Origin of the sequence: Amycolatopsis sp. cmx-4-61, assembly GCF_046548775.1 — a bacterium.
GTDB lineage: Bacteria > Actinomycetota > Actinomycetes > Mycobacteriales > Pseudonocardiaceae > Amycolatopsis.
In genome coordinates this window covers 1,488,140-1,512,124 of the sequence record NZ_JAEBEI010000001.1, presented here as the reverse complement: position 1 = coordinate 1,512,124, position 23,985 = coordinate 1,488,140, and the positions used below count along the sequence as shown (strand labels likewise).

Genomic DNA, 23,985 nt, shown 5'->3' with positions numbered 1-23,985 from the left:
AGGGGGGCGTCCCCAAGTCCATTCTACCGGCGCCCACCCACAAAACCCCCGCTCAGCCGCCCGCCGCCCCGTTCTGTCCACAACCGCCCCACCCTGTGCACAACCCGCCTAGATGTTCTCTTAAGTTGACGTCTCGTTGGGTTTTTGTAACAGTACGTTCATGAGTCCGGTCAGACGCGGCAAGGAGCTGCCGATCTACAACCGGCTTCCCGTGCTCCGGGCCGAGCGTGGGATGACCCGGGCCGCCCTGGCCGGGGCCGTTGAGGTCAATCCGCAGACCATCGGCGCCCTCGAGCGGGGTGACCACTATCCGAGCCTGGATCTGGCGTTCCGGATCTGCGCGGTGTTCGGGCTGCCCGTCGAGGCCGTCTTCAGCCGCGAACCGTTCGCGCCGCTTTCGACCCAGGTCTACCGCGAGGGGGGAGCATGACCGTACCGACCGGCCGGTTCTCGGCCTACTGGGAACGCCGGCTCGACAAGCTGGAAGAAAAGGAACGCCGCCGGGCTCAGCAGCTGCCCGGGTGGCGCAACCGGCGGCACCGGCGGCCGCTCGCGGTCGTGCTGGTCGCCGGCGACCTCGTGCTGGTCGCCGGCGCCGCCAACTTCGCCGTCGGGGACGCCTGGGTCTTCCCCGTGCTGTGGCTGGGCGGGATCGTCGTCGGCGGGAGCGCGTTCGTGCTGCTGCGCACCCTGACCGGGCTGATGTGCGGGGGCTTCTCCCGCCTGCTGGACGAGCGCGAGCGGGAATGGCGCCACCGCGTCACCTACACGGCGTACCAGATCCTCAGCTACCTGATGATCATCGCCGTCCTCTACTGCCTGCTGATCGCCCAGGCCCAGGACGGCGGCGCGCGCGGGGCGATGATGCTGGCCGCACTGCTCGTCACCGGCACGACCGTCCCGTCCGTCCTCCTGGGCTGGTCGCTGCCCGACGACGACCCCGAGGACTTCGAGGAGGCGATCGGGCATGCCTGAGGGAACGCTGGAGATCGACCGGATCTCCAAGCGCTACGGCGCCAAGGTCGCGCTGGACGGCGTCACCTTCGACGTCCGCGCCGGCGAGCTGTTCGGGTTCGTCGGCAGCAACGGCGCCGGCAAGACCACCACCATGCGGATCGCACTGGGGGTACTGGCCGCCGACGGTGGTCAGGTGCGCTTCGACGGCGAACCGATCACGCACGAGACCCGCACGCGGATCGGCTACATGCCGGAGGAACGCGGGCTGTACCCGAAGATGAAGGTGCTCGACCAGCTCGTCTACCTCGCCGAGCTGCACGGCCTGAGCGCGAACGAAGCCCACCGCAACGCCGAGAACTGGATCACCCGGCTCGGGCTGGCCGAACGCCGCAAGGACGAGGTGCAGAAGCTGTCCCTCGGCAACCAGCAGCGCGTCCAGCTCGCCGCCGCGCTGGTGCACGACCCCGCGGTGCTGGTGCTCGACGAACCCTTCTCCGGCCTCGATCCGCTCGCCGTCGACGTGATGAGCGGCGTCCTGCGGGAGAAGGCCGCCGCGGGGGTGCCGGTCGTCTTCTCCAGCCACCAGCTCGACCTCGTCGAGCGGCTGTGCGACCGGGTCGGGATCATCCGCGGCGGCCGCATGGTCGCCGTCGGCACGGTCGCCGAACTGACCGCCGGCGCGCGCAGCAAGCTCGTCGTGACGGCGCCGGCCGCGCACCACGGCTGGGCCGTCGGCCTGCCCGGCGTGCGCGTGCTGGAGCAGCACGGCACCACCACCGTGCTCGACCTCGACCCGGGCGCGGACGACCAGGCCGTGCTCGCCGCCGCGCTGGCGACCGGGCCGGTCACCGAGTTCAGCCGCCGTCGCCGGTCGCTCACGGAGCTGTTCCGCGACGCCGTGTCCGAGAAGGGGGAACCGCGATGAGGACGCTGAGCGGCCGCCGGGCCGTCTGGCTCGTGACGAAGCGCGAGCTGAACACGCGGCTGCGCACGAGGTCGTTCGTGGTCGGCACCGGTGTGCTGCTGGTGCTGCTGCTGGGGTACGTCTTCTTCCAGACGTCGCTGGCCGGGTCGTCGGACAAGAACACCGTCGGGCTGACCGGCCAGGCCATCGGGATCGCTCGCCAGCTGGAGACCGAAGCGGCGCTGTCCGGCCGCAAGATCAGCACGGTCGTCGTCACCGACCCGGCCGAAGGCAGGCAGCAGGTCGAAAACGGCGACATCGACGCGCTCGTCTCCGGCGGCGCGGCGCAGCTGACCGCCACCTACAAGTCCTCTTTGGACGAGCAGCTGCGCCGGGTGCTCGACCAGGTCGCCCAGCAGCAGGTGCTCGACGGCGTCCTGTCGTCCGCGCAGCTCGAACCGGCCGAGGTGATGGCCAGGGTGCACGGCACCCACGTCCAGGACGACCCGCTCTCGCCGCAGCCGGCGGACGGAACGCAGCGGCTCGTCGTCGGGCTGATGGTGGCGTTCCTGCTGTACATGAGCATCATCACCTACGGGATGATGGTGGCCCAGGGTGTCGTCGAGGAGAAGTCGAGCCGGGTCGTGGAGATCCTGCTCGCCAGCGTGCGGCCGTGGCAGTTGCTGCTGGGAAAGGTGATCGGGCTCGGTCTGGTCGGCCTGACGCAGCTGGTGGTCCTCGCGGTGGTCGGGCTGGGCGCCGCGTCGGTGACCGGCGTGTTCACGCTGTCCGGCTTCGCGACGGGCGCGGCGCTGTGGGGCCTGCTCTGGTACCTGCTGGGTTTCCTGTTGTACGCCACCGTCTACGGGGCGCTCGGGTCGCTGGTGTCGCGGCAGGAGGACACCCAGTCGGTGGTCGGGCCGTTGAACATCATCCTGGTGGTCGGGTTCATCGCGGGGTTCAACCTGCTGGTCCAGAACCCGGCGGGCTCGGCGACGAGGATCGTCTCGCTGATCCCCCTGCTGTCGCCGATCCTCATGCCGGCCCGCATCTCGACCGGCGCGGCGGCGGGCTGGGAGATCGGGCTGTCGCTGGCGCTGACCGTGGCGCTCATCGCCCTGCTCACCTGGGTCGGCGGGAAGATCTACGGCAACAGCGTGCTGCGGATCGGCAGCCGGATCAAGCTGTCGGAGGCCCTGCGTGGCTGAGGTGCGGGCGGCGGGGCCCGGCGACGTGGCCGCGATCCGCCGGTTCGGCGAGACGCACGTCCGGGCCCACTACGCGCCGCTGATCGGCGCGGCCGCCGCGGACGCGCAGGTCCGCGACTGGTGGAACGAGACGCACGTCGGCGCGGCGGTGGCGGCCGGGCTGGTGGTCGTCGCCGAGGCCGGCGGGGAACTCCTCGGCGTCGGGCAGCGCGGCCGCAGCGGCGCCGACCACGTCGTCTACAAGCTGTACGTCCACCCCGGGCAGCGCGGCCGCGGGCTCGGCCCGCGGCTGCTCGACGCCCTGGCCGCGCAGCTGCCCGCCGACGCCGGACGGCTGTACATCGAGCACTTCGCGGCCAACGAACGGGCCGGCGCGTTCTACGAGCGCGAGGGCTTCGCCGTCGAGCGGATCGAGCCCAGCTCCACCGGTGACCCGGCGCTGGCGGTCGTGTGGCGGGTCAAAGCACTCGTCACGTCGTGATCTTGGCGTACCGCTCCAACGACACCCGGCGCTCGTGGGCGTGGTCGACCATCGGCTCCGGGTACTCCGCCGGGCGGGCCGCCGGTTTGTGCACCGCCTTCCCCGGCACCGAACGCAGCTCCGGCACGTACTTGCGCACGTAGTCGCCGTTCGGGTCGAACTTCTCGCCCTGGGTCGTCGGGTTGAAGACGCGGAAGTACGGGGCCGCGTCGGTGCCGCAGCCCGCGACCCACTGCCAGTTCAGCTGGTTCGACGCCAGATCGGCGTCCACCAGGTGCTTCATGAAGTGGCGGGCGCCCAGCCACCACGGCAGGTGCAGGTCCTTGACCAGGAAGCTCGCGACGACCATCCGCACCCGGTTGTGCATCCAGCCCTCGGCCAGCAGCTGCCGCATCCCGGCGTCCACGATCGGGTAGCCCGTCTGGCCCGCGCACCACCGCTCGAAGGCTTCGCGGTCGTCGTCGTGCGGCATCGCGTCGAAACGCTTGTCGTAGTTCTCGCGCGCCGTTTCCGGGCGGTGCCACAGGACGTCGGCGTGGAATTCGCGCCAGCAGATCTCGCCGCGCAGGGATTTCGCACCCGCGCGGTCGTCGCCGGAAAGGTCGGCCAGGACCGTCCGCGGGTGGATGCAGCCCCAGCGCAGGTACGGCGAAAGCCGTGTGGTCCCGTCGCGGTCCGGCCGGTCGCGGTCCTCGTCGTAGGACTCGATGCCGTCGCGGAGGAACGCGTGCCAGACGTCGAGCGCGGCTCGCTCGCCGGGCTCGGGCAGCACCGCGGAAACCTCGGGCGCACGGGGGATGTCCGAGGACCGCGGCGGCGAGACCCAGTCCACAAGGGACGGTCCGGTGTCCGCGGGCGAGTGCCACCCGTGGGCGGTCCAGGCGCGGAAGAACGGCGTGAAGACGCGGTACGGGCTGCCGTCCGGCTTGGTGACGCGGCCCGGCGTCACGGCGTACGGAGAACCCGTCTCGACCCAGCCGATGTTCTCCTCCGCCAACGCTTTCGCCACCGCGGCGTCCCGGCGGCGGCCGTACGGCCCGGCGTCGGCGCTGACGTGCACCGCGGCCGCCCCGATCTCGCGCGCCGCGCGGACGACCTCGGCCGCCGGCTCGCCGTGCACGAGCATCAGCCGCCCGCCCAGCTGCTCGTTCAGCTTCGCCAAGCACCCGTACATGAACGCCGCACGCGGGGCACCGCCGGGCTTGAGCAACGCGTCGTCGAGGACGTACAGCGCGAGCACGTGCTTGCTGTGGCGGGAGGCCTCCAGCAGGGCGGCGTGGTCGCCCAGCCGCAGGTCACGGCGGAACCACAGGACGACCGGCGCTTCTCGAGTCACGACGGTAAACGTAAACGTCCCGCCGTGCGGGTGCACGGCGGGACGTTCGCCTGAAACGAATCAGCGGTCGGACATCGGGACGTAATCCCGCGACGCGTGGCCGGTGTAGATCTGCCGCGGGCGGCCGATCTTGGTGGCCGGGTCGTTGATCATTTCGCGCCAGTGCGCGATCCAGCCCGGGAGCCGGCCCAGCGCGAACAGCACCGTGAAGAACTTCGTCGGGAAGCCCAGCGCCCGGTAGATCAGGCCGGTGTAGAAGTCCACGTTCGGGTACAGCTTCCGCTCGACGAAGTAGTCGTCGGAAAGCGCGGTTTCCTCGAGCTTCTTGGCGATGTCGAGCAGCTGGTCGCCGCCCTTCAGCTTGCCGAGGATTTCGTCCGCGGTGCTCTTGATGATCTTCGCGCGCGGGTCGTAGTTCTTGTAGACCCGGTGCCCGAAGCCCATCAGCTTCACGCCCTTTTCCTTGTTCTTCACGCGCTCGACGAACTTGGCGACGTCGCCGCCGTCGGCCTGGATGCCCTCGAGCATGTCCAGCACGGCCGCGTTCGCGCCGCCGTGCAGCGGGCCGAACAGCGCGTTGATGCCGGCCGAAATCGAGGCGAACAAGTTCGCCTCGGACGAGCCGACCAGGCGCACGGTCGAGGTCGAGCAGTTCTGCTCGTGGTCGGCGTGCAGGATGAACAGCAGGTCGAGCGCCTTGACGACGTCCGGGTCGACGTCGTACGGCTCGGCCGGGAAGCCGAAGGTCATCCGGAGGAAGTTCTCGACCAGGCCGAGCGAGTTGTCCGGGTACAGCAGCGGCTGGCCGACGGACTTCTTGTACGCGTACGCGGCCAGGGTCGGGACCTTGGCCAGCAGGCGGATGGTCGACAGCTCGACGTTCGGCTCGTCGAACGGGTCGAGCGAGTCCTGGTAGAAGGTAGACAGCGCGGACACCGCGCTGGACAGCACCGGCATCGGGTGCGCGTCGCGCGGGAAGCCGCTGAAGAACGCCTTGAGGTCCTCGTGCAGCAGCGTGTGGCGCTGGATCTTCTCGGTGAAGTCGGCCAGCTGGGTCTCGGTCGGCAGCTCGCCGTAGATCAGCAGGTAGGAGACCTCGACGAAGGTCGACTTCTCGGCCAGCTGCTCGATCGGGTACCCGCGGTACCGGAGGATGCCGGCGTCGCCGTCGATGTAGGCGATGGCGGACGACGCGGCACCGGTGTTGACGAAACCGGGGTCGTAGGTGATGTACCCCGTCTGCGCCAGCAGCTTGCCCAGCTCGATCCCGGGCGCGCCCTCGACCGGGTGAACGATCTTGAACTCGTGCTCGCCACTCGGCAGGGTCAGCTTCGCGGTTTCGCCGCCGGACTGCCCCGCAGTCGTCGCGTCGGACATGCAAGTCCCTCTCACGTTGGGCACGGGCCGGCGGCGCCTGTACGTTTCACAGGTAGCCACGTGTTCACGCGAGGAAACACTGGCGCCTCGCTGCACACCGCCCCGCTGGGGTATGAAGAATGCCCCTCAACGTTAGTCGAGAAACCTGCCTTCGCGCAGCGGTGACGTTGCTCCTGGGGCCCCCTTTGGGACCAGGTTCACACGGTGGCCGCCAGATCGGCGGACGTGGGCGGTTCTGCCCCGCTGCGCGACACGGTGATCGACGCTGCTTTCGCCGCGAAGGTGAGCGCCTCGCGCCAGGCGCCGGCGTCGAGGGACGCCAGGTCGGTGGTCTCGTGGGTGTGCAGCCAGGCCAGCAGCGCGCCGTGCACGGTGTCGCCCGCGCCGATGGTGTCGACCACGGTGACCTTGCGCGACGGCACGTGGGCCAGCTCACCTGCGGCGGTGATCACCGAGAGCCCGTCGGCGCCCCGGGTCAGCACCACGGCGTCCACACCGGACTCGATCCACGTCTTCGCGGCGGCCACCGGATCCGCGCCCCCGGTGAGCCACGCGGCGTCGTCGTCGGAGACCTTCAGCAGCCGGACGTCCGGCAGCCAGGACGCGAACCGGGCCCGGTAGGCGGCCGGGTCGGTGATCAGCGCCTCGCGGATGTTGGGGTCGAGCACGGTCAGCACGCCACGGGCCGCTTCGCGCCGCAGCATCGCCTCGTACGCCGACGCGCCGGGCTCGAGCACCATGCCGAGCGTGCCGAGTGAGAGCGCTGTCACATCTTCGGCCAGCGGCCCCGGATCGGCGACCAGCCGGTCGGCGGTGCCCTCGACGTAGAAGGTGTAGCGCGCGGCGCCCTTCGCGTCGAGCGCCACGACGGCCAGCGTCGTCGGCTCGTCGCCGCGCTGCAGCAGCGAAGTGTCGACGGCGGAGGCGTGCAGCCGCTCGATCATCGCTTCACCGAAGCGGTCGGTCGAGACACGCGAGAGGAACGCGGCCGGCACGCCGAGCCGCCCGGCGGCCAGCGCGACGTTGTACGGGCCGCCACCGAGCCGCGGCAGCAGCGCGCGCAGCCCACCGTCCACAGTGGAATCCAGGGGGTCGCCGGGAACCAGGTCGACCAGAGCTTCTCCGCCTACGACGATCACGCGGGGAGTTTAATTGACGCGGGGCTGACAATTCCTGTCCGCTATTTGTCGAGCCCCCCGAGCAGCAGTTCCCCCAAAGCGGTGAACGCGTCGGCGTCGGAGACGTCGGTCCGCTGGGCGAGCACCCCGGTCTGGATGCCCTCGATGATCAGCCCGGTCATCTCGGCCACCAGCCGGGCGTGGACGTCCCGGAACACCCCCTCGGCGACCCCCTTGTCGATGAACTGCCGGAGCCGGTTCGCAGCGAACCGGCTGTTCAGCTGGTAGGCGTCCCGGGCGGGCCCGAACTCGGCGAGGTCCCGCATGAAGACCGCGGACGCCCGGTTGAGGTGCTCGGCGACGCCGGCCAGGTACTCGCCGATGAGCTTCCGGGCGTCGTCGATCCCGGCGATGCGCTCCTCGATCCGCTCCGCGGCGCCGCGGAAGAACTGGGTGACGACCTTGACGGCGAGCTGCTCCTTGCTGGGCGCGAGCGCGTAGAGCGTCGACTTCGAGCAGCGCAGGCGGCCGGCGAGGTCGTCGAGGGTGAAGGCGGCGAAGCCCTCGGCCAGGAAGAGCGCCTCGAGGTCGGCGAGCAGGGCGCGCTGGCGAGCGGTCGGCCGTCGGCGGGGTTCGGGACGCATCGGCTCACTATCTCCTACGTCTTTCCGGCCACCCCAAGTCAGTTGTACTGTACTCTGAATCGACCCACAGTACTGTTTTCAGTACTGAAGTACTCCGGGGCTCCGCCCCGGGCCGGGGGCTCCACCACCCGGAACCCCCGAAAGACCTGGGTCTGGAGGACAACGATGCCCGCCGAACGCTTGCTGCCGTCTCCGGAAGCCGAGGACCTCGTCGCGCTGACCAGGGAAATCGCGCGCGAAGAGCTCGCGCCCCGCGCGGCGGCGGCCGAGGAAGCCGAGCAGTTCCCGCGGGAGCAGTTCCGCCTGCTGGGCAAGTCCGGGCTCCTGGGCCTGCCGTACCCCGAGCGCTGGGGTGGCGGCGGAGTGCCGTACGAGGTCTACCTGCAGGTCCTCGAGGAGATCGCGGCGGCGTGGATGACGGTCGGCGTCGGCCTGTCGGTGCACACGATGTCCTGCTACGGCCTGGCCGAGTACGGCACCGACGAGCAGCGCGACCGGTGGCTGCCGGACATGCTCGAAGGATCGCTTCTGGGCGCGTACGCGCTGTCTGAGACGCAGGCGGGCTCGGACGCGGCGGCGATCTCGACGCGAGCGCGGCTCGACGGCCCGGACTACGTCGTCAACGGCACCAAGGCGTGGATCACCCACGCGGGGGTGGCGGACTTCTACACGACCATGGTCCGGACGGGCGAGCGGGAGATCTCCTGCCTGCTGGTCGACGGCGCCACCGAAGGCCTCTCGGCGGCTCCCCGCGAGCGGAAGATGGGCCTGACCGGCTCGCCGACGGCCCAGCTGGTCTTCGACGGCGCCCGGGTCCCGGCCGAGCGGCTCCTGGGCTCGCCCGGCGACGGGCTGCGGATCGCGCTGTCGTCGCTGAGTTCGGGACGGCTCGGCATCGCCGCCTGCGCGGTCGGCCTGGCCCAGGCGGCACTGGACGAAGCGGTGGCGTACGCGAAGGGGCGCTCGCAGTTCGGCCGTCCGATCATCGAGTTCCAGGGCGTCGAGTTCCTGCTGGCGGACATGGCGGCGACGGTGGAGGCCTCCCGCGCGCTGTACCTGGACGCGGCCCGGCGGCGGGACCGCGGGATGCCGTTCAAGCGCCAGGCGTCGATCGCGAAGCTGGTGGCGACGGACGGCGCGATGAAGGTGACGACGGACGCCGTGCAGGTCCTCGGCGGGGCCGGGTACACGCGGGACTTCCCGGTGGAGCGGTACATGCGCGAGGCGAAGGTGCCGCAGATCTTCGAGGGGACGAACCAGATCCAGCGGGTGGTCATCGCGCGGGAGCTGAAGCAGGCATGACCCGATCCAGCGAGGGCTGTCCCCCGCGCGCGACGGTTAACGTGGGGTGATGACCGGTCATCTGCTGACCATCGAGGAGTACGCGGCACTCGGCGGCGCCGGTTTCACGGAGCTGGTGGAAGGCCGCCTGGTGACCTCGCCCGGCTCCGGCCGCCGCCACGACGTGGCCGTGTGCCTGCTGGCCGGCCAGCTCGAGCGGCAGCTGCCGCGCGGGCTCGCGTTCGTCGTCCGCAACGACCTGGACCTGTGCCTGGCGCCGCGCGGGGAACCCGGCTTCGCCCGGCGGCCGGACCTGCTGATCGTCGGCCGGGCCGCGACCACCCGCGGCGACGGCCTGTTCCGCGCCGACGAGGTCCTGCTGGTCGCCGAGGTCGTCGCCCCGGACTCGAAGCGCACCGACTACCAGGTCAAGCACGACGAGTACGCCGACGCGGGCATCCCGCACTACTGGATCGTCGACATCGCGGAGCCGGTGTCCTTGGTCGCGTGCCGGGCCGGGCCGTCCGGCTACCGCGACGCGCCGGCGGTCACGGGCACCTTCACCGCCGACGTCCCGTTCCCGGTCGTGCTCGACCTGAACGCGCTCCTCGGCTGAACAGACGGGCAGCACGCCGGAACCGCCCGGTCACCGGCGTGCCGCCCGAACCTCAGCGAGTCTCCCGGTACCGGCGGTCCTTCGACACGCCCTCGCCCAGTGACTCGTCGAAGTGGTAAACCTCGTCGCCGCGCACGAACACGCGCAGCGCCCGGTTCATGACGTCCAGCGGGTCGCCCGACCACAGCACCACGTCGGCGTCCAGACCCGGCTTCAGGGAGCCGATCTGCCCGTCGAGGCCCAGCATCGACGCCGGGTTGATCGTCAGCGACCGCAGGGCCGTCGCCGGGTCGAGGCCGTCCTTGACCGCCAGGGCCGCCTGGTACACGAGGAAGTTGATCGGGATCACCGGGTGGTCCGTGGTGATGGCGATCCGGACACCCGCGCGGGCCAGGATGCCCGCCGAACGCAGCGTCCGGTTGCGCAGCTCGACCTTGGACTTCGTGGTGAACAGCGGGCCCAGGATGACCGGGACGTCCCGCTCGGCCAGCAGGTCCGCGATCAGGTGGCCCTCGGTGCCGTGGTTGATCACCAGCTTGTAGCCGAACTCGTCGGCCAGCCGGATCGCCGTGACGATGTCGTCCGCGCGGTGGACGTCCTGGTCCCAGTACAGCTCGCCGTCGAGGACCTTCGACAGCGTCTCCAGCGTCAGGTCGACCTCGTGCGGCTTGCCCTCGGACTCCGCGTGCGCGCGCTTGGCCTGGTAGTTGCGGGCCTTCGTGAACGCCTCGCGCAGGATCGCCGCCACGCCCAGGCGTGTCGACGGCGTCTGCTTCTTGTCGCCGTACACGCGCTTCGGGTTTTCGCCGAGCGCGCTCTTCACGCTGACCTGCTCGGCGAACGTCATGTCCAGGATGCTGCGGCCCCAGGTCTTGACGCCGATCGTCTGGCCGCCGATCGGGTTGCCCGAGCCGGGCTTGATGACGACGCTCGTGACCCCGCCGGCCAGCGCGTCGTCGAAGCCGGGCTCGTACGGGTCGATGCCGTCGACGGCGCGGAACCGGGCGCCGTTCGGGTCGGTCATCTCGTTGGTGTCGTTGCCGGCCCAGCCCTCACCGTCCTCGTGGACGCCGAGGTGGGCGTGGGCGTCGAAGAAGCCGGGCAGCACCCAGGTGCCGGCCGCGTCGACCAGTTCGGCGTCCTCCGGGATGTCGACGTCCATCTCGGTCCCGACCGCGACGATCTTGCCGCCGTCGATCAGGACCGTGCCGCCGTCGATGGGATCACCGTCGATGGGGACGACGTAGCCCCCGACAATTGCCTTCGCCATAGTTCGCCACGCTAACGAACTCACCCGGTGACGCGCACGCGGGCCTTCTCCAAGTGCACCAGCTCGTGGTTGTTCTCCGGAGTCCGGTGCGTCTCCCGGTAGCCGTTCTTCGCGTAGAGGTGCAGCGGCCCGAAGCTCTTCGAGCCGGTGAACAGCCGGAACAGCGTCACCCCGGCCGGGGCCGCCGACTCCGCGAACCGCAGGAGGCCGCCGCCCAGCCCGGCGCCCTGCCGGTCCGGGGCGACGACCAGGCGGCCGATCACCCCGACCGGCCAGGTCACCGTCAGCCGCACCGACGCCACCAGGCGGCCCGCCTCGCGGATCCCCCAGGACAGTCCGGCCAGCGCCGCCCGGGTCTGCTCCAGGGTCTCCAGCAGCGGTGGCAGGTCCAGATCGCCGTGCGCGCGAGCCTCCGTCACGTACGCGGCCCGTTGCAACGTCAGGACTTCGCCCGCGTCGGAGACGCCCAGGCGCAGCGGCGTCACCGGACCCGGATGCCCCAGCTGCCCGACCACGACGCCGACGGCGCCAGCTCGACGAGGTCGGTGCCGGTGTTGAGCGCGTCGGCCGGGCAGGTCATCGGCTCGATGGCGACCGCGCGGCCGCGGCCGTTCAGGTCGTCCGGGGTGAACACTTGCGCCCAGTGGAAGTCCGGGCCGGTCCAGACCAGCAGCTCCTGGCCCTCGTGGCTCAGGACGATGTGGTGCGTGCCGTCCTCGGCCGCGGCGAGGCCGCCGAACGCCGTGTCCAGGTTGACCCCCGCCAGCACGCGGCCGGCGCGGAAGTCGTACTCCGTGCCTTCGACGTCCTGCTCCGGCGCGTACGGCATCTGCTCGTCCGGCAGCGACGGCCGGACGCGGCTCGCGGGCAGCGTCAGCGTCAGCTCGTCGGTCGGGACGTCACCGATCCGGAAGTACGGGTGCGTGCCGACGCCGACGCCGATCGCCTGCTCGCCTTCGTTGCGGATTTCGTGGGTGACGGTCAGCTCGCGCGGCGCGAGCTCGTAGGTGACGCTCGCGCGCAGCGGCACCGGCCAGCCGGGCTGGACCGCGACGTCGACGGCCAGGGTGATCGACGATTCGGCGTGCTCCACCAGCTCCCACTCGAGGTGGCGGGTGAGGCCGTGGATGGCGTTGCCCCGCGCCTCTTCGGTGATCTCGAGCTGCTGCTGCTCCCCCTGGAACGTCCACTGGCCGCCCTTGGTCCGGTTCGGCCAGGGCAGCAGCACCTGCCCGGCGCCCAACGGCGGCTTCGCGTCCTCGGGGAACTCCTCGACGTACGGCACGCCGCCGACTTCGAACGCACGCAACCCGGCACCGATTTCGGTGACGACGGCGCGCGCGTTGCCGCGGGTGATCTCGAACTGCTGACCGGTCGGGTTGCCCATGCGCACGACCTTACCGATCGCCGAACTCACTAGACCGGTCGTCATAGTTTGCGTTATGGTCTGCTCATGGTTCGCCGCACCGACACGCGGCAGCGGATGCTCGACACCGCCGCCGACCTGTTCCAGACGCAGGGCTACCACGCCACCGGCCTCACCCAGCTGACGACGGCCGGCGGCGCGCCCAAGGGGTCGCTCTACTTCCACTTCCCCGGCGGCAAGGAGCAGCTGGCCGCCGAAGCCGTCCGGCTGTCCGGCGAGCGCACCGGCGCGCTCCTCGAGGCCATCCTGAACGACGCCCCCGACCCCGCGACGGCGATCGACCGCGCGGTCGACGCGCTCGCGGGTTTCCTGACCGGATCGGACTTCCAGCGCGGCTGTCCACTGGCGACGGTGGCGCTCGACGCCGCCGGGACAAGCGAACCCATCCGCGAAGCCTGCATGGACGGTTACGCGTCCTGGCACGAAGTCCTCCGGGTTTACCTGGCCGCACAGGGCCTTTCGCCGGACCGCGCCGACGAGCTCGCCACCATCGTGCTCGCCGCGCTCGAAGGCGGGCTGCTGCTGGCCCGCACCCGCCGCGACCTCGCGCCGCTGCGCGCCGTCGCCATCCACCTGCACACCACCCTCGACCGGGAGTTCACCTGATGCGCGTCCACCACCTCAACTGCGGCACCCTGCGCCCACTGGGCGGCAAGCTCGTCGACGGCAGGCCGGGCCTGTTCCGGCGCGCCACCATGGTCTGCCACTGCCTGCTGCTCGAGACGGAGACCGGCCTCGTGCTCGTCGAGACCGGCATGGGCACGCCGGCCGCGATCGACCGGACCGCCTGGCTGGGCGCCGGGTTCGTCCGCCAGTCCAACCCGATCGCGGATCCGGCGCAGACGGCGATCGCCCAGGTCCGCGCGCTCGGCTTCGACCCGGCGGACGTCCGGGACATCGTGCTCACCCACCTCGACCTGGACCACGCCGGCGGGCTCATCGACTTCCCGTGGGCCCGCGTGCACGTCTACGCCGAAGAACTGCGGGCGTTCCAGTCGCCGCGGGACGCCGCCGAGCGCGGCCGGTACCGCCGGATCCAGTTCGCGCACGGTCCACAGTGGACGTCCTACGCGGACACCGGCGAGCCGTGGTTCGGCTTCGACGCCGTCCGGCAGCTCGACGGCCTGCCGCCGGAGATCCTGCTGGTCCCGCTGTCGGGCCACACGCGCGGGCACGCCGGGGTCGCCGTCGACACCGGCCACGGCTGGCTGTTCAACGCCGGTGATTCGTACTTCTTCCACGGGCAGGTCGATCCCGCCGCGCCGCACTGCCCGCCCGGGCTGAAGTGGTTCGAGGGGCGCATGGAGACGGTGCCGCGCGCCCGGCTGGACAATCACCGCCGCCTGCGCCAGCTTGTTCAGGAGCACGGCGGGGAGGTGAGCGTCTTCGCCGCGCACGACGAGACCCAATTCCTCCGGCTGAGCACCAGGAGCAGCGTATGAAGGTGCACCACCTGAACTGCGGAACTATGCGCCCGACGGGTGGCAAGCTGCTCGACGGCGAGCCCGGCCTGCTGCGGCGGGCGGAGCTGGTCGCCCACTGCCTGCTGATCGAGACCGGCGACAGCCTGGTGCTGGTCGACACCGGGTTCGGCACCCAGGGCGTGGCGCGGCCCGGCGAGTGGCTGGGCCGCCCGTTCATGGCGATGGTCGGCGCCCGGGTCGAGGCCGCCGAGACGGCCGTGGCGCAGATCAAGGCGCTCGGCCTGGACCCGGCCGACGTCCGGCACGTCGTGGCGACGCACCTGGACGTCGACCACGCGGGCGGCCTGGCGGACTTCCCGAACGCCGTCGTCCACGTCCGCGCCGAGGAGCACCGCGCGGCGACGGCCCCGGCGAACGCGGCGGAGAAGAACCGCTACCGCGCGGCGCAGTTCGCGCACCGTCCGCTGTGGAGCACGTACGACGAGCCGGGCGAGCCGTGGTTCGGCTTCGAGGCCGTCCGGTCGCTGAAGGGCCTGCCGGAGGAGATTCTGCTGGTCCCGCTGACGGGCCACACGCGTGGCCACACGGGCGTGGCGATCGACACGGGCACCGGCTGGCTCCTGCACGCCGGCGACGCGTACTTCTTCCACGGCCAGCTGGACCCGGTGGCCCCGCACTGCCCCCCGGGTCTGACGGCGTTCCAGAACATCGTCCAGGCGCTGCGCGGACCCCGGCTGGAGAACCTGGCGAGGCTGCACGAGCTGGCGCGGGACCACCAGGACGAGGTCACGGTGTTTTCGGCGCACAGCCCGGTCGAGCTGGCCGCCCTCCGCCGGTGAGCCTTGACGGGCACGCGGTCCGGCTGAACCAGCTCGCCCAGGGGACGCGGTCGGTCGAGGACGAGACCCGCTGGTTCGAGGGGCTGGACCCGGCCGGCCGGCGGGACGTGCTCGACGAACTGGCTTTCTACGCGTCGCAGGCGAGAGCAGGCGAAGAGGATCGGGAAGCGGCGATCCTCCGCGCCGGCATCAAGCCCGGCGACACGGCGGCGGTCCTGCTCCGGGCCGGCCCACCGCACACCCAGCTCCGAAAGATCTGTGCCCTGCCCGGCTACCAGCAAGTGCCCGCGTTCCGCCTGCTCGCCGCGCTGTTCGGAGTCGCGGACGACCGGCGGCGCGTGCAGTGCGCGGGACAGTGCACGCACGGGTGGCACCACCTGTGACCGGGCCCGGCGCGACCGCCGACCGGACGTGATCAGCCCGCCGCGAGGACCTGCTTGACGAGCGGGGCGAGCTGTTCCGGCGTCAGCTTCGCCGGGCCGGTGTAGTTGACCACCACCGGCGTGCCCGCCACCAGTTCGGCCGAGGCGAGCGTCGCCGTCTTCTGCTCGTCCACGTAGTAGACGGCGCCGGCCGGGAAGCCCGGGACGTCCTTCGCGCCCGGCTTGGCCTTCTTGATCGACGCGACGATCTCGGCGGGCTTGCCCTGCTTGCCCTCGTAGCGAGTCACCGCGAGCGCGCCCGCCGCCTTGCCGTCGTGCTGGTACTCGCAGCTGCGCGCCTTGCCGCCGTTGGCCGCGGTGTCCTGGACCGGGCCCGGGACCGCCTTGAGGTTGTCGAGGAACAACGCCTTCGACACGGCCTCCGCGGGCAGCAGCTGGCACGGGTCAAGCGACGCGGCCGCGGCGTTCGTGCTCGGGGCGGGCTTCGGCGCCGCGGACGTCGAAGGTGCGGGTTTGTCCCCCGACGAGCAGGCGGTCAGCGCGGCGAAGGCGACAAAAGCGACAACCAGGGTACGCATGTCCGCACCCTAGCCCGGATCGGTCAGGCCGTGGGCGCCCGGTAGCGCCAGAAGGCCGGGAGCAGGAACATCGACGCGCAGACGAGCACGATGACCAGCAGGCCGCCGACGGTCGCGGCGGCCGTCGTGCCGAAGGCGGCGGCGCCCCAGCCGTGGGTGAGGTCGGCGATCCGCGGGCCGCCGGCGACGACGACCGTGAAGACGCCCTGGAGGCGTCCGCGCATCTCGTCGGTGGTCGCGACCTGCAGGATCGCCATCCGGTAGACGGCGCTGACCATGTCCGCGGCGCCGGCCAGCGCCATGAAGACGACGGCGAGCCAGAGCGAGTGCGCGAGCCCGAACGCGGCCACCGCCGCACCCCACGCGCAGATCGCCACGACGACCGCGACGCCTTGGCGGTGGATGCGCGTCAGCCAGCCCGAGAAGAGCCCGATCAGCATGGCGCCGGCGGGCAGGGCGGCGTAGAGCCAGCCGAGCGCGGGGCCGCCGCCGGGCGGGTCGCCGAACGTGCGCTCGGCCATCTCCGGGATCAGCGCGCGCGGCATCCCGAAGACCATGGCGATGATGTCGGCGACGAAGGAGGCCAGCAGGATCTTCTGCCCGGCGAGGTACCTGAAGCCGTCGACGACGTCACCGAGACCGGCGCGGCGCGACGGCCCGTTGAGCGGCGGGATCGACGGCAGCCGCCAGACGGCGAAGAGCGTGATCGTCAGGGCGACGACGTCGATCAGGTAGAGGGTGGACAGCCCGAGGACGGGGATCAGCGCACCGGCGAGCAGCGGTCCGAAGACGGCGCCGAAGGTGGACATGGTGGAGTTGAGGGCGTTGGCCGAGGGAAGCAGTTCGTCGGGCACGAGCCGCGCGACGACGGCGCCGCGGGTGGGCATGTTGATCGCGAAGAGCGCCTGGTTGACGGCCAGCAGGCCGAGCACGAGCCACACCGACCCGAAGTTGACGAACGCCTGCAGCCACAGCAGCGCGGAGGTGATCGCGACGAGGACGTTGGTGACGACGAGCAGCTTCCGCCGATCGACGGCGTCGGCGACGGCACCGCCCCAGAGCCCGAAGATCAGGAGCGGAACGAGGGCGACGAGCCCGGTGAGGCCGACGTAGGCGGAGGACCCGGTGAGGTCGAAGACCTGCTTGGGCACGGCGACGGCGGTCAGCTGCGTCCCGACGGCGGTGACCACAGTGGACAGCCACAGCCGCCGGAACGCGGGAATCTTGAGCGGCCGCGTGTCGACGATGATGCGGCCGAGGAGCCCGCGCACGCCGCCCGCGCGGGGCGGCACGGTCTCCGGTTCGGAAGTCACGACACATCAGCTTAGCGGGGCTAACTATCTCCGCGCAGGTGATTTACGTCGCGACGCAAGCGCCCCAAGGCGGCCTTCGGTGCGTCAGACGCAACCAAGGCGGCCTTCGGTGCGTCAGACGCAACCAAGGCCGCCTTGGGGCGCTCGGGACTCAGGGAGCGACGCGCTCGATGCCCCAGCCGTCGTCGTTGCGCACGTACCGGAGCCGGTCGTGCATGCGGTCCTCGCGGCCCTGCCAGAACTCGACCATGTCCGGCCGGATCCGCCAGCCGCCCCAGTGCGGGGGTGCCGGGATCTGCTCCACGTCCGCGAACCGGCGCTCGATGCCGTGCAGGGCGTTGTCCAACGCCCGGCGGCCGTCCACCACGCGGGACTGCGGAGACGCCCACGCGCCCAGCTGCGATCCGCGCGGGCGCTGGGCCCAGTACTCCGCCGTCTCCTTGACGCCGACCTTCTCGACCTCGCCGCGGACGTGGACCTGGCGGTGCAGCCCGTACCAGGGGAACGTCACCGACGCGTAGCGCGTCGCCGTGAGGTCGTGGCTCTTCGACGACGTGTAGTTCGTGTAGAACACCACGCCGCGGTCGTCGAGGCCCTTGCACAGCACCGTGCGGGACGACGGGCGGCCTTCGGCGTCCGCCGTTGCCAGCACCATCGCGTTCGGCTCGGGGATGCCCGCCGCGACCGCCTGGTTCAGCCAGCCCTGCAGCTGATCGGTCCAGGTGGCGGCGAGAGCCGATTCGTCGAACGCCGCGCCGTCGTAGGCCACGCGCATTCCGGGAAGCCGTACCACGGCGTCTTCCACCTGGTCCTCGATCTCCGGCATCATCGCCAAACCTCCACGCCCGGTCGGGGCATCAGTCGACTTCGGCTCTAGGCACGTTAGGGCTTCGCGACCGGCAGCGGAACCCACCTAACGGTGACACCCGACACCCCTTTTTCGCCATCCGGCCGTAACCGCAGGACAGCAAGCCGTAACCCGTGCGTTACCCGCCGGACCAGGATCGATACAGGACGCACCTACCTTCGGCCCGTTCCCCACCACTCCGGAGGCAGGCATGACCGAGACCCTGTCCGACGCAGAAAAGAGCGCTCCGCCGAAACGTCGCTACGCCCCGCTCGCGGCGAACGAGAACCGCGAGGACTACTCACTCCGCTTCGCCGCCCATTCGTTCCGGAAATGGTCCCCGTTCGTGGTCGCGACGACGGCGCTGGGCGGCATCGCCTACCTCGCCGACTTCGCGATCGGCGCCAGCATCGTCCTCTCCTACGGCTTCACCTCCGGCGTCCTGGCGATCCTCGCCGCCGCCGTCGTCATCTTCGTGACCGGCGTGCCCATCGCGGCCGCCTGCGCGAAGTCCGGAGTGGACATGGACCTGCTGACCCGCGGAGCCGGCTTCGGCTACTTCGGGTCGACGCTGACGTCGCTCGTGTACGCGAGCTTCACCGTCATCTTCTTCTCGCTCGAAGGCTCGATCATGGGCCAAGCGTTCGAGCTCGCCCTCGGCATCCCCCTGCCGATCGGCTACCTCCTCGCCACACTCATCGTGCTGCCCTTCGCGCTCTACGGCATGGGCGCGGTGGCGAAGATGCAGACCTGGACGCAGCCGCTGTGGATCGCGGGCCTGGTGCTGCCGTTCGTCGTCGTGCTGGTCCGGGAGCCCGGCCGGTTCGCCGAATTCACCCACTTCGGAGGTACCGAGGGCGCCGGCGCCGGGTTCTCCGCGATCGGGTTCGGCTTCGGGATGGGTGTCGCGCTGTCGCTGATCGGGCAGATCGGGGAGCAGGCCGACTACCTACGGTTCATGCCGGAGAAGACCGCGGAGAACAAGCGGGCGTGGTGGGCCGCGGTGCTCGCCGCCGGTCCCGGCTGGGTGATCCTCGGGGCCGCGAAGCAGATCGGCGGGGCATTGCTGGCGTTCCTCGCTCTCGGCGTCGTCGGGAAGACGCACGCGCTGGAGCCGATCGCGCCGTACCTCGAAGCGGTCAAACCGGCGCTCGGCCCGGTGGCGCTGACGTTCGCCGCGCTGTTCGTCGTCGTGTCGCAGATCAAGATCAACACGACGAACGCCTACTCCGGCTCACTGTCGTTCGCCAACTTCTTCTCCCGTGTGCTGCACCGCCACCCCGGCAGGGTCTGGTACGTGCTGGTCAACTGCGGGATCGCACTCGCGCTGATGGAGTTCGGCGCGTTCGGCTTCCTGAACAAGATCCTCGGCTTCTACTCGAACGTCGCGATCGCCTGGATCGGCGCCGTCTGCGCCGACCTGGTGATCGCCAAGCCGCTGGGCCTGTCACCGCGCCACATCGAGTTCAAACGGGCCTACCTGCACAAGATCAACCCGGTCGGGTTCGGTTCGATGGTCGTCGCGTCGGCGGTGTCGATCGTGGCGTACTTCGGCGCGTTCGGGCCGTTCCTGGCCGCGTTCAGCCCGCTGCTCGCGCTGGTCATCGCGATCGTGGGCGTGCCGACGCTGGCCGTGGCGACCCGCGGCAAGTACTACCTGGCGCGGCCGAACACGGTGCTGACCCCGGGAGCCGACCTCCGGGCGACGCACACCTGCTCGGTCTGCGGCGACCCGTACGAACTGCCGGACGTCGCCGACTGCGCCAAGCAGGACGGCCCGATCTGCTCGCTGTGCTGCACGCTCGACAGCACCTGTCACGACGTGTGCCGGACGGCCGGCCCGGTCGCGCTCGGCCTGCCGTCGATCCGGACGACGTAGAGTCCGTGAGGGCCCTTTCCCGGCGTCCGCAGCCGGGAAAGGGCCCCCACGTTCACCGGGTTCCCCCCTGCTCCCCCACCCGGCTCGACTGTTCCACGCCGGGGGGCGCGCCGAGGTTGCCTCGGATCTCCGGGATTTTCGCCGGCCGCATGATGGCCGCCAGCATCAGCGCCCGCAGCTCCGCGCCGACGTCCTCCACCGGCAGCGGCGGCTCGTGCGCCTGCCACTCGCGCAGCAGGCCGGTGGCCGCGCCGACCAGGGCGATCGCCGTCAGCCGGTAGTCGCGGTCGGGCGCGGCGCCGTGCTCGGCCGCGCGGCGCGCCTCCGTCTCGATGAAGGTCGCCCAGCGGTCGACCCACACCTGGTGCTGCTCCTCCAGCTCCGCGCTGACGCCGACGGCCTCGACGTAGTTCAGCCGCGGCAGCCGGGGGTCCACGGTGACCGTGTCGATGAAGACGTCGAGCAGCGTGGCGATGCGGGTCATCGCGTCGGACTCGGCCACCTTGTCCAGCGCGGCGGTGACGTGCTCCAGCGCGAGGCCGTTGATCCGGTCGTGGAGGGTGCGCAGCACGTCCTCCTTGCCGGTGAACTCCTCGTAGAAGTTCCGCGTCGACACGCCGGCGCGGGCGCACACATCGGTGATCTTCGTCTGCCGGAAACCGGTGGTGGTGAACAGCTCGAGACCGGCCGTGAGCAGCCGCTCGCGGCGGTCGGCGCGGCGTTGCTCGGGTGCGACGCCGCCGTACGTGCGAGCCAACGGTTGACTCCTCCTTCTGAGGGATTGCCGGATCCTACCGGTCTGGCTAAATTGTGAAAACCTCGATTACCAAACACCGGAGGCAACGATGCTTCGTCGGTTACTGGTCGCCGTCGCGCTCCTGTTCGTGACAGCCGCCCCCGCGGCGCACGCGGAACCGGGCGCGCTCCTGCAGCAGCAGCCGACGACGGTGTTCGTCGGCCCCTTCCCGGCGCCGGTGAAAGCCTGGCACCTCCTCTACCGCTCGACGTCGGCGACCGGGCAGCCGAACGCGGTGTCCGGCACGCTGTTGGTGCCGCCCACACCGTGGCTGCGCGGCGGTTCGCGTCCGCTGGTCACGTACGCGGTCGGGACGCACGGCCTCGGCGACCAGTGCGCGCCGTCGAACCTGCTGGCCCACGGCATCGAGAACGAAAGCGCGCTGCTGGCGCAGGCGCTGACGCAGGGCTGGGCGGTCGTCGTCACGGACTACGAAGGGCTCGGCACGCCGGGCACGCACACGTACGCGGTCGGGCAGTCCGAAGGCCGCGCGGTGCTCGACGCGGCGCGCGCCGCCGCCGAGGTGACCGGCGCGGGCCTGTCGCCGTCGGCCCCGGTGGGCGTGTTCGGCTACTCGCAGGGTGGCCAGGCGGCGGCGTGGGCGGCCGAGCTGCAAGCGACGTACGCGCCTTCGCTGAACGTGGTCGGGGTGGCGGCCGGCGGGGTCCCGGCGGACCTGAACGCGGTGTTCGCGTCCAACGACGGCGGCGCCGCGTTCGGCCTGGTCCTCGGCGCGGCGACCGGCTTCGCGGCGGCGTACCCCGACGTGCCGTTCGCGTCGATCCTGAACGACCGCGGCCGCGAAGCGGTGGCCCGCGTGTCCCAGGCGTGCACGGTGGAACTGGGCGCGGCGGCGCCGTTCGCGCACCTGCGGGACTTCGTGACGGTGCCGGACCCGATCCACGAGCCGCACTGGCAGGCGCGCTTGACGGAGAACTACCTGGGCACGACGGCTCCGAAGGCCCCGGTGTACCTGTACCACGGAACGCTGGACGAGCTGATCCCGTTCAGCGTGGGAGCGGGGCTGCGCGACCGCTGGACGGCCCTCGGGGCGAAGGTGACGTGGCAGGAGTTCCCGCTGCTGGAGCACATCGCGGGCGTCTCGATCGGCGGCCCGGCGGCGATGACCTGGCTGGGCACGAAGTTCTGAAGCGTTCCGCTCGCCGGGGAGCCGCCCCGGCGAGCGGGCCGAGTCACCCGGAACTGTCGGTCCCCGCCGGGCGCGTGGCAAACGGGGGCCGCTCAGGACGCCTCGGCCAGCCCCTTCATCGCCGTGACGGCGTCCGGTGCCAGGGAAGTCACCAGGGTGCCGCCCGCGGCGAGGGGGCTGCGGGACCACCACTCACCCGAGGCCGCCGGGCGCTCGGGGCCGCCGACCTCCAGGTCCGTGGCCAGCACCCGGCGGCCCGCCAGCACCGCCAGGCTGCCGTCCAAGGCGGAGTCCCCGACCGGCAGGGTCTGCCGGAGCACGGGAGTCCCGGCCCGCACCACGTCCGAAGTGGTCACCAGAGAACCCGGGCTTTCGCCGGCCCGTCCCAGCACCAGCACCTCACGCGTGTGCAGATACGCATCGGACGCCAGCGACGCCCGGAAAACCGCCCGGTGCCGCGCCCGCGCGGTCACCACCGTCGGCTCGGGCAGGTACTCCAGCGCGCCACCCGATTCGACCACGACATCCACGGTGGACAGCGAAACTTCACCGTGCAGACCGGGCAGGGCCAGGGTCGCCGCCACGCCGGACACCCGGAGCGACGCCCCGGGGCCGACGTGGATGGACAGCAGGAGATCGTCCCCGCCCAGCGGCGACGTCGCCGAGTTGACCAGGTGCACCACCGCCGTCGCACCGGAACCGCGGCGGGGGAACAACGTCAGCGGCGCCATCGACCGCAGCTCGCGCAACACCGTCCGCGAACCGTCGAAGCACGCCGTCAGCCGTGCGTGGGCCTTCACAGCAGGGAACGGACCCAGTCGGCGACCGCCGGTGCGTCCGGGGTGTCCACCAGGGACTGGGTGATCACCGGCAGCGACCCCCGCATCCGGTGCGCGTCCGACGTCATCACCGCCATGTCCGCGCCGACCAGGTGCGCGATGTCGATCTTGTTGATCACCAGCAGGTCCGCCGTCGTGACGCCGGGGCCGCCCTTGCGCGGCACCTTGTCGCCGCCCGCGACGTCGACCACGAAGATCTGGCTGTCGGCCAGGCCGCGGCTGAACACCGCCGTGAGGTTGTCGCCGCCGCTCTCGATGATCACCAGGTCGAGCCCGGGGAACTTCTCCTCCAGCCGCTCGACCGCGTCGAGGTTCGCCGTGATGTCGTCGCGGATCGCCGTGTGCGGGCACGCCCCGGTCTGCACCGCCTCGATCCGCTCGGGGTCGAGGACTCCCGCGCGGCGCAGGAAGTCCGCGTCCTCCGTCGTGTAGATGTCGTTCGTGACCACGGCGAGCCGGAGCTCGTCGCCGAGCGCGCGGCACAGCGCCGCGGTCAGCGCCGTCTTGCCGGAGCCGACCGGGCCGCCGATGCCGATCCGGTACGCGCGCCCCGCGGACGGCGCCGCGTCGTAGTGGTCCGGTTCGCTGGCCGTCGGGTCGAAGTTGACGGCGTGGAAGTGTCCATGACCGTGCTCAGCTGGCAAAGAGACGCACCTCTTCCTGGTGGTGCCGGGCGTGCGCCTCGGCGAACAGATCCAACGCGGGCGACCCCGGCGACGGCAGCGACGCCGGGTCGTCCCCCGCCACGGCGGCCGCTTCCGAACAGACAGCGGCGAGATCCAGCCGCGCCACGACGGCGTTGACCGCGAAGGGATCCAGTCCCAGCAGCCGCACGGCCGCGCTCGCGGGCCCGCTGACCGACAGGTACGCGGCCGCCATCGCGGCGTCGTACGGCGAGCCGCCCGCGACGCCGACCAGCGCACCCAGCACGATCGGGTGGTGCGGCCGCGGGGTCTCGGCCAGCAACGCATCGAGAACCGGCGACGGCCAGGCGATCCGCCCGGCCCGCGCGGTCCCGCGGCCTTGCGCGCGGGACGCCTCGCGCTGCGCGAGCGACGGGGTGCGCGCGTCCAGCTCACTGTCCAACAGCGACCAATTCCCGTGCGCGACAGCCGCGTGCGCGGATGCCGCCGCGAAAACCGCCGCCAGGAAGCCCGCCGTCCGCAACCGTCCGGAAAGGAAGCCCGGAAGATCGCGCACGGAAGTCACCGAGCGACGGGACACGACTTCCTCCATCCCGCCACTGTGGACGTGACCACCGCCGGGGAAGCGGGAGTCCGCGAGGATCAGCGCCGAAAGGTCCATCGGAACAGGCTCCA

General features: G+C 71.3%; 27 protein-coding genes. 13 read left to right on the top strand and 14 right to left on the bottom strand.

Translation table 11 applies throughout. From position 1 onward, the window contains the following. Positions 1 to 160 precede the first annotated feature (160 nt). The 5 genes from ACLJOU_RS07475 to ACLJOU_RS07455 are packed head-to-tail and all read left to right on the top strand — an operon-like array spanning position 161 to position 3,550. Complete coding sequence (locus ACLJOU_RS07475; RefSeq protein ID WP_410564378.1) at positions 161 to 430, top strand: helix-turn-helix transcriptional regulator; 270 nt, start codon at positions 161 to 163, stop codon at positions 428 to 430. Then, entirely contained in the window at positions 427 to 975 is a 549-nt protein-coding gene (locus ACLJOU_RS07470; RefSeq protein WP_410564376.1) for a hypothetical protein, read from the top strand. The genes ACLJOU_RS07475 and ACLJOU_RS07470 overlap by 4 nt, the downstream gene beginning before the upstream one ends. Continuing rightward, the gene (locus ACLJOU_RS07465) at positions 968 to 1,882 is read left to right on the top strand and encodes an ABC transporter ATP-binding protein (RefSeq protein ID WP_410564374.1); all 915 of its coding nucleotides are present in this window, start codon (positions 968 to 970) and stop codon (positions 1,880 to 1,882) included. Before ACLJOU_RS07470 ends, ACLJOU_RS07465 begins: the two co-directional genes overlap by 8 nt. Then, positions 1,879 to 3,069 (top strand): ABC transporter permease, encoded by a 1,191-nt coding sequence (locus tag ACLJOU_RS07460; RefSeq protein ID WP_410564372.1) that lies wholly within the window; start codon positions 1,879 to 1,881, stop codon positions 3,067 to 3,069. The genes ACLJOU_RS07465 and ACLJOU_RS07460 overlap by 4 nt, the downstream gene beginning before the upstream one ends. Further along, positions 3,062 to 3,550 carry a GNAT family N-acetyltransferase gene (locus ACLJOU_RS07455; RefSeq protein WP_410564370.1) on the top strand — a complete coding sequence of 163 codons (489 nt, stop codon included), beginning with the start codon at positions 3,062 to 3,064 and terminating at the stop codon, positions 3,548 to 3,550. The genes ACLJOU_RS07460 and ACLJOU_RS07455 overlap by 8 nt, the downstream gene beginning before the upstream one ends. Here the strand turns inward: ACLJOU_RS07455 and ACLJOU_RS07450 are convergent. The 4 genes from ACLJOU_RS07450 to ACLJOU_RS07435 all read right to left on the bottom strand — a co-directional run bounded on the left by ACLJOU_RS07450 (position 3,540) and on the right by ACLJOU_RS07435 (position 8,025). After that, positions 3,540 to 4,886: a cryptochrome/photolyase family protein gene (locus ACLJOU_RS07450; RefSeq protein ID WP_410564368.1), complete on the bottom strand. Its 1,347-nt coding sequence runs from the start codon at positions 4,884 to 4,886 to the stop codon at positions 3,540 to 3,542. The two genes, ACLJOU_RS07455 and ACLJOU_RS07450, sit on opposite strands and share 11 nt — an antisense overlap. Before the next feature lie 60 nt (positions 4,887 to 4,946). After that, positions 4,947 to 6,263: a citrate synthase gene (locus tag ACLJOU_RS07445; RefSeq protein WP_410564366.1), complete on the bottom strand. Its 1,317-nt coding sequence runs from the start codon at positions 6,261 to 6,263 to the stop codon at positions 4,947 to 4,949. A gap of 197 nt (positions 6,264 to 6,460) precedes the next feature. Next, positions 6,461 to 7,402 carry a carbohydrate kinase family protein gene (locus ACLJOU_RS07440; protein ID WP_410564364.1) on the bottom strand — a complete coding sequence of 314 codons (942 nt, stop codon included), beginning with the start codon at positions 7,400 to 7,402 and terminating at the stop codon, positions 6,461 to 6,463. Positions 7,403 to 7,443: 41 nt separating this feature from the next. Further along, on the bottom strand, positions 7,444 to 8,025 hold the full coding sequence (locus ACLJOU_RS07435; RefSeq protein ID WP_410564362.1) for a TetR/AcrR family transcriptional regulator: 582 nt from the start codon (positions 8,023 to 8,025) through the stop codon (positions 7,444 to 7,446). 165 nt (positions 8,026 to 8,190) lie between these two features. Here ACLJOU_RS07435 and ACLJOU_RS07430 point away from each other — a divergent pair, with 165 nt between their 5' ends. Both ACLJOU_RS07430 and ACLJOU_RS07425 read left to right on the top strand, forming a co-directional pair. Further along, positions 8,191 to 9,327, top strand: a complete 1,137-nt coding sequence (locus ACLJOU_RS07430) for an acyl-CoA dehydrogenase family protein (protein WP_410564360.1) — start codon at positions 8,191 to 8,193, stop codon at positions 9,325 to 9,327. A gap of 49 nt (positions 9,328 to 9,376) precedes the next feature. Then, positions 9,377 to 9,922: a Uma2 family endonuclease gene (locus tag ACLJOU_RS07425; RefSeq protein WP_410564359.1), complete on the top strand. Its 546-nt coding sequence runs from the start codon at positions 9,377 to 9,379 to the stop codon at positions 9,920 to 9,922. A 52-nt stretch (positions 9,923 to 9,974) separates the two neighbouring features. Here ACLJOU_RS07425 and ACLJOU_RS07420 read toward each other — a convergent pair whose 3' ends face one another. Genes ACLJOU_RS07420 through ACLJOU_RS07410 form a run of 3 tightly spaced genes read right to left on the bottom strand, consistent with a single transcriptional unit; the run spans position 9,975 to position 12,579 of the window. Further along, positions 9,975 to 11,192 (bottom strand): amidohydrolase, encoded by a 1,218-nt coding sequence (locus tag ACLJOU_RS07420; protein WP_410564358.1) that lies wholly within the window; start codon positions 11,190 to 11,192, stop codon positions 9,975 to 9,977. A 20-nt stretch (positions 11,193 to 11,212) separates the two neighbouring features. Next, positions 11,213 to 11,707: a GNAT family N-acetyltransferase gene (locus ACLJOU_RS07415; RefSeq protein ID WP_410564357.1), complete on the bottom strand. Its 495-nt coding sequence runs from the start codon at positions 11,705 to 11,707 to the stop codon at positions 11,213 to 11,215. Next, positions 11,674 to 12,579, bottom strand: coding sequence for an aldose 1-epimerase family protein (locus ACLJOU_RS07410; protein ID WP_410564355.1), 906 nt, complete (start codon positions 12,577 to 12,579; stop codon positions 11,674 to 11,676). Before ACLJOU_RS07410 ends, ACLJOU_RS07415 begins: the two co-directional genes overlap by 34 nt. 66 nt (positions 12,580 to 12,645) lie before the next feature. Here ACLJOU_RS07410 and ACLJOU_RS07405 point away from each other — a divergent pair, with 66 nt between their 5' ends. Genes ACLJOU_RS07405 through ACLJOU_RS07390 form a run of 4 tightly spaced genes read left to right on the top strand, consistent with a single transcriptional unit; the run spans position 12,646 to position 15,264 of the window. Further along, positions 12,646 to 13,224 carry a TetR/AcrR family transcriptional regulator gene (locus tag ACLJOU_RS07405; protein ID WP_410564354.1) on the top strand — a complete coding sequence of 193 codons (579 nt, stop codon included), beginning with the start codon at positions 12,646 to 12,648 and terminating at the stop codon, positions 13,222 to 13,224. Then, positions 13,224 to 14,060 carry an MBL fold metallo-hydrolase gene (locus ACLJOU_RS07400; RefSeq protein WP_410564352.1) on the top strand — a complete coding sequence of 279 codons (837 nt, stop codon included), beginning with the start codon at positions 13,224 to 13,226 and terminating at the stop codon, positions 14,058 to 14,060. The genes ACLJOU_RS07405 and ACLJOU_RS07400 overlap by 1 nt, the downstream gene beginning before the upstream one ends. Then, positions 14,057 to 14,881 (top strand): MBL fold metallo-hydrolase, encoded by an 825-nt coding sequence (locus tag ACLJOU_RS07395; RefSeq protein ID WP_410564351.1) that lies wholly within the window; start codon positions 14,057 to 14,059, stop codon positions 14,879 to 14,881. Before ACLJOU_RS07400 ends, ACLJOU_RS07395 begins: the two co-directional genes overlap by 4 nt. Continuing rightward, complete coding sequence (locus ACLJOU_RS07390) at positions 14,878 to 15,264, top strand: DUF5958 family protein (protein WP_410564350.1); 387 nt, start codon at positions 14,878 to 14,880, stop codon at positions 15,262 to 15,264. The genes ACLJOU_RS07395 and ACLJOU_RS07390 overlap by 4 nt, the downstream gene beginning before the upstream one ends. Before the next feature lie 32 nt (positions 15,265 to 15,296). Here the strand turns inward: ACLJOU_RS07390 and ACLJOU_RS07385 are convergent, their stop codons facing one another. The 3 genes from ACLJOU_RS07385 to pdxH form a co-directional block, all read right to left on the bottom strand. Continuing rightward, a complete protein-coding gene (locus tag ACLJOU_RS07385) occupies positions 15,297 to 15,842 on the bottom strand; it encodes a DUF3558 family protein (protein ID WP_410564349.1) in 546 nt (181 codons plus the stop codon). A gap of 23 nt (positions 15,843 to 15,865) precedes the next feature. Next, on the bottom strand, positions 15,866 to 17,134 hold the full coding sequence (locus ACLJOU_RS07380; protein ID WP_410564783.1) for an MFS transporter: 1,269 nt from the start codon (positions 17,132 to 17,134) through the stop codon (positions 15,866 to 15,868). A 172-nt stretch (positions 17,135 to 17,306) separates the two neighbouring features. Beyond that, complete coding sequence (pdxH, locus tag ACLJOU_RS07375) at positions 17,307 to 17,984, bottom strand: pyridoxamine 5'-phosphate oxidase (RefSeq protein WP_410564348.1); 678 nt, start codon at positions 17,982 to 17,984, stop codon at positions 17,307 to 17,309. Positions 17,985 to 18,213: 229 nt separating this feature from the next. On the opposite strand from pdxH, the gene ACLJOU_RS07370 reads away from it, so the two are divergent. Next, positions 18,214 to 19,881 carry a purine-cytosine permease family protein gene (locus ACLJOU_RS07370; RefSeq protein WP_410564347.1) on the top strand — a complete coding sequence of 556 codons (1,668 nt, stop codon included), beginning with the start codon at positions 18,214 to 18,216 and terminating at the stop codon, positions 19,879 to 19,881. Positions 19,882 to 19,933: 52 nt separating this feature from the next. Here ACLJOU_RS07370 and ACLJOU_RS07365 read toward each other — a convergent pair whose 3' ends face one another. Next, the gene (locus ACLJOU_RS07365; RefSeq protein ID WP_410564345.1) at positions 19,934 to 20,638 is read right to left on the bottom strand and encodes a TetR/AcrR family transcriptional regulator; all 705 of its coding nucleotides are present in this window, start codon (positions 20,636 to 20,638) and stop codon (positions 19,934 to 19,936) included. An 88-nt stretch (positions 20,639 to 20,726) separates the two neighbouring features. Here ACLJOU_RS07365 and ACLJOU_RS07360 point away from each other — a divergent pair, with 88 nt between their 5' ends. Continuing rightward, complete coding sequence (locus ACLJOU_RS07360) at positions 20,727 to 21,827, top strand: lipase family protein (protein ID WP_410564344.1); 1,101 nt, start codon at positions 20,727 to 20,729, stop codon at positions 21,825 to 21,827. Positions 21,828 to 21,919: 92 nt separating this feature from the next. Here the strand turns inward: ACLJOU_RS07360 and ACLJOU_RS07355 are convergent, their stop codons facing one another. Genes ACLJOU_RS07355 through ACLJOU_RS07345 form a run of 3 tightly spaced genes read right to left on the bottom strand, consistent with a single transcriptional unit; the run spans position 21,920 to position 23,971 of the window. Beyond that, positions 21,920 to 22,627 (bottom strand): urease accessory protein UreD, encoded by a 708-nt coding sequence (locus ACLJOU_RS07355; RefSeq protein WP_410564342.1) that lies wholly within the window; start codon positions 22,625 to 22,627, stop codon positions 21,920 to 21,922. Next, positions 22,624 to 23,310, bottom strand: a complete 687-nt coding sequence (gene ureG, locus ACLJOU_RS07350) for an urease accessory protein UreG (protein WP_410564340.1) — start codon at positions 23,308 to 23,310, stop codon at positions 22,624 to 22,626. The genes ACLJOU_RS07355 and ureG overlap by 4 nt, the downstream gene beginning before the upstream one ends. Further along, on the bottom strand, positions 23,300 to 23,971 hold the full coding sequence (locus ACLJOU_RS07345; RefSeq protein ID WP_410564338.1) for an urease accessory protein UreF: 672 nt from the start codon (positions 23,969 to 23,971) through the stop codon (positions 23,300 to 23,302). The genes ureG and ACLJOU_RS07345 overlap by 11 nt, the downstream gene beginning before the upstream one ends. Positions 23,972 to 23,985: the final 14 nt, after the last annotated feature.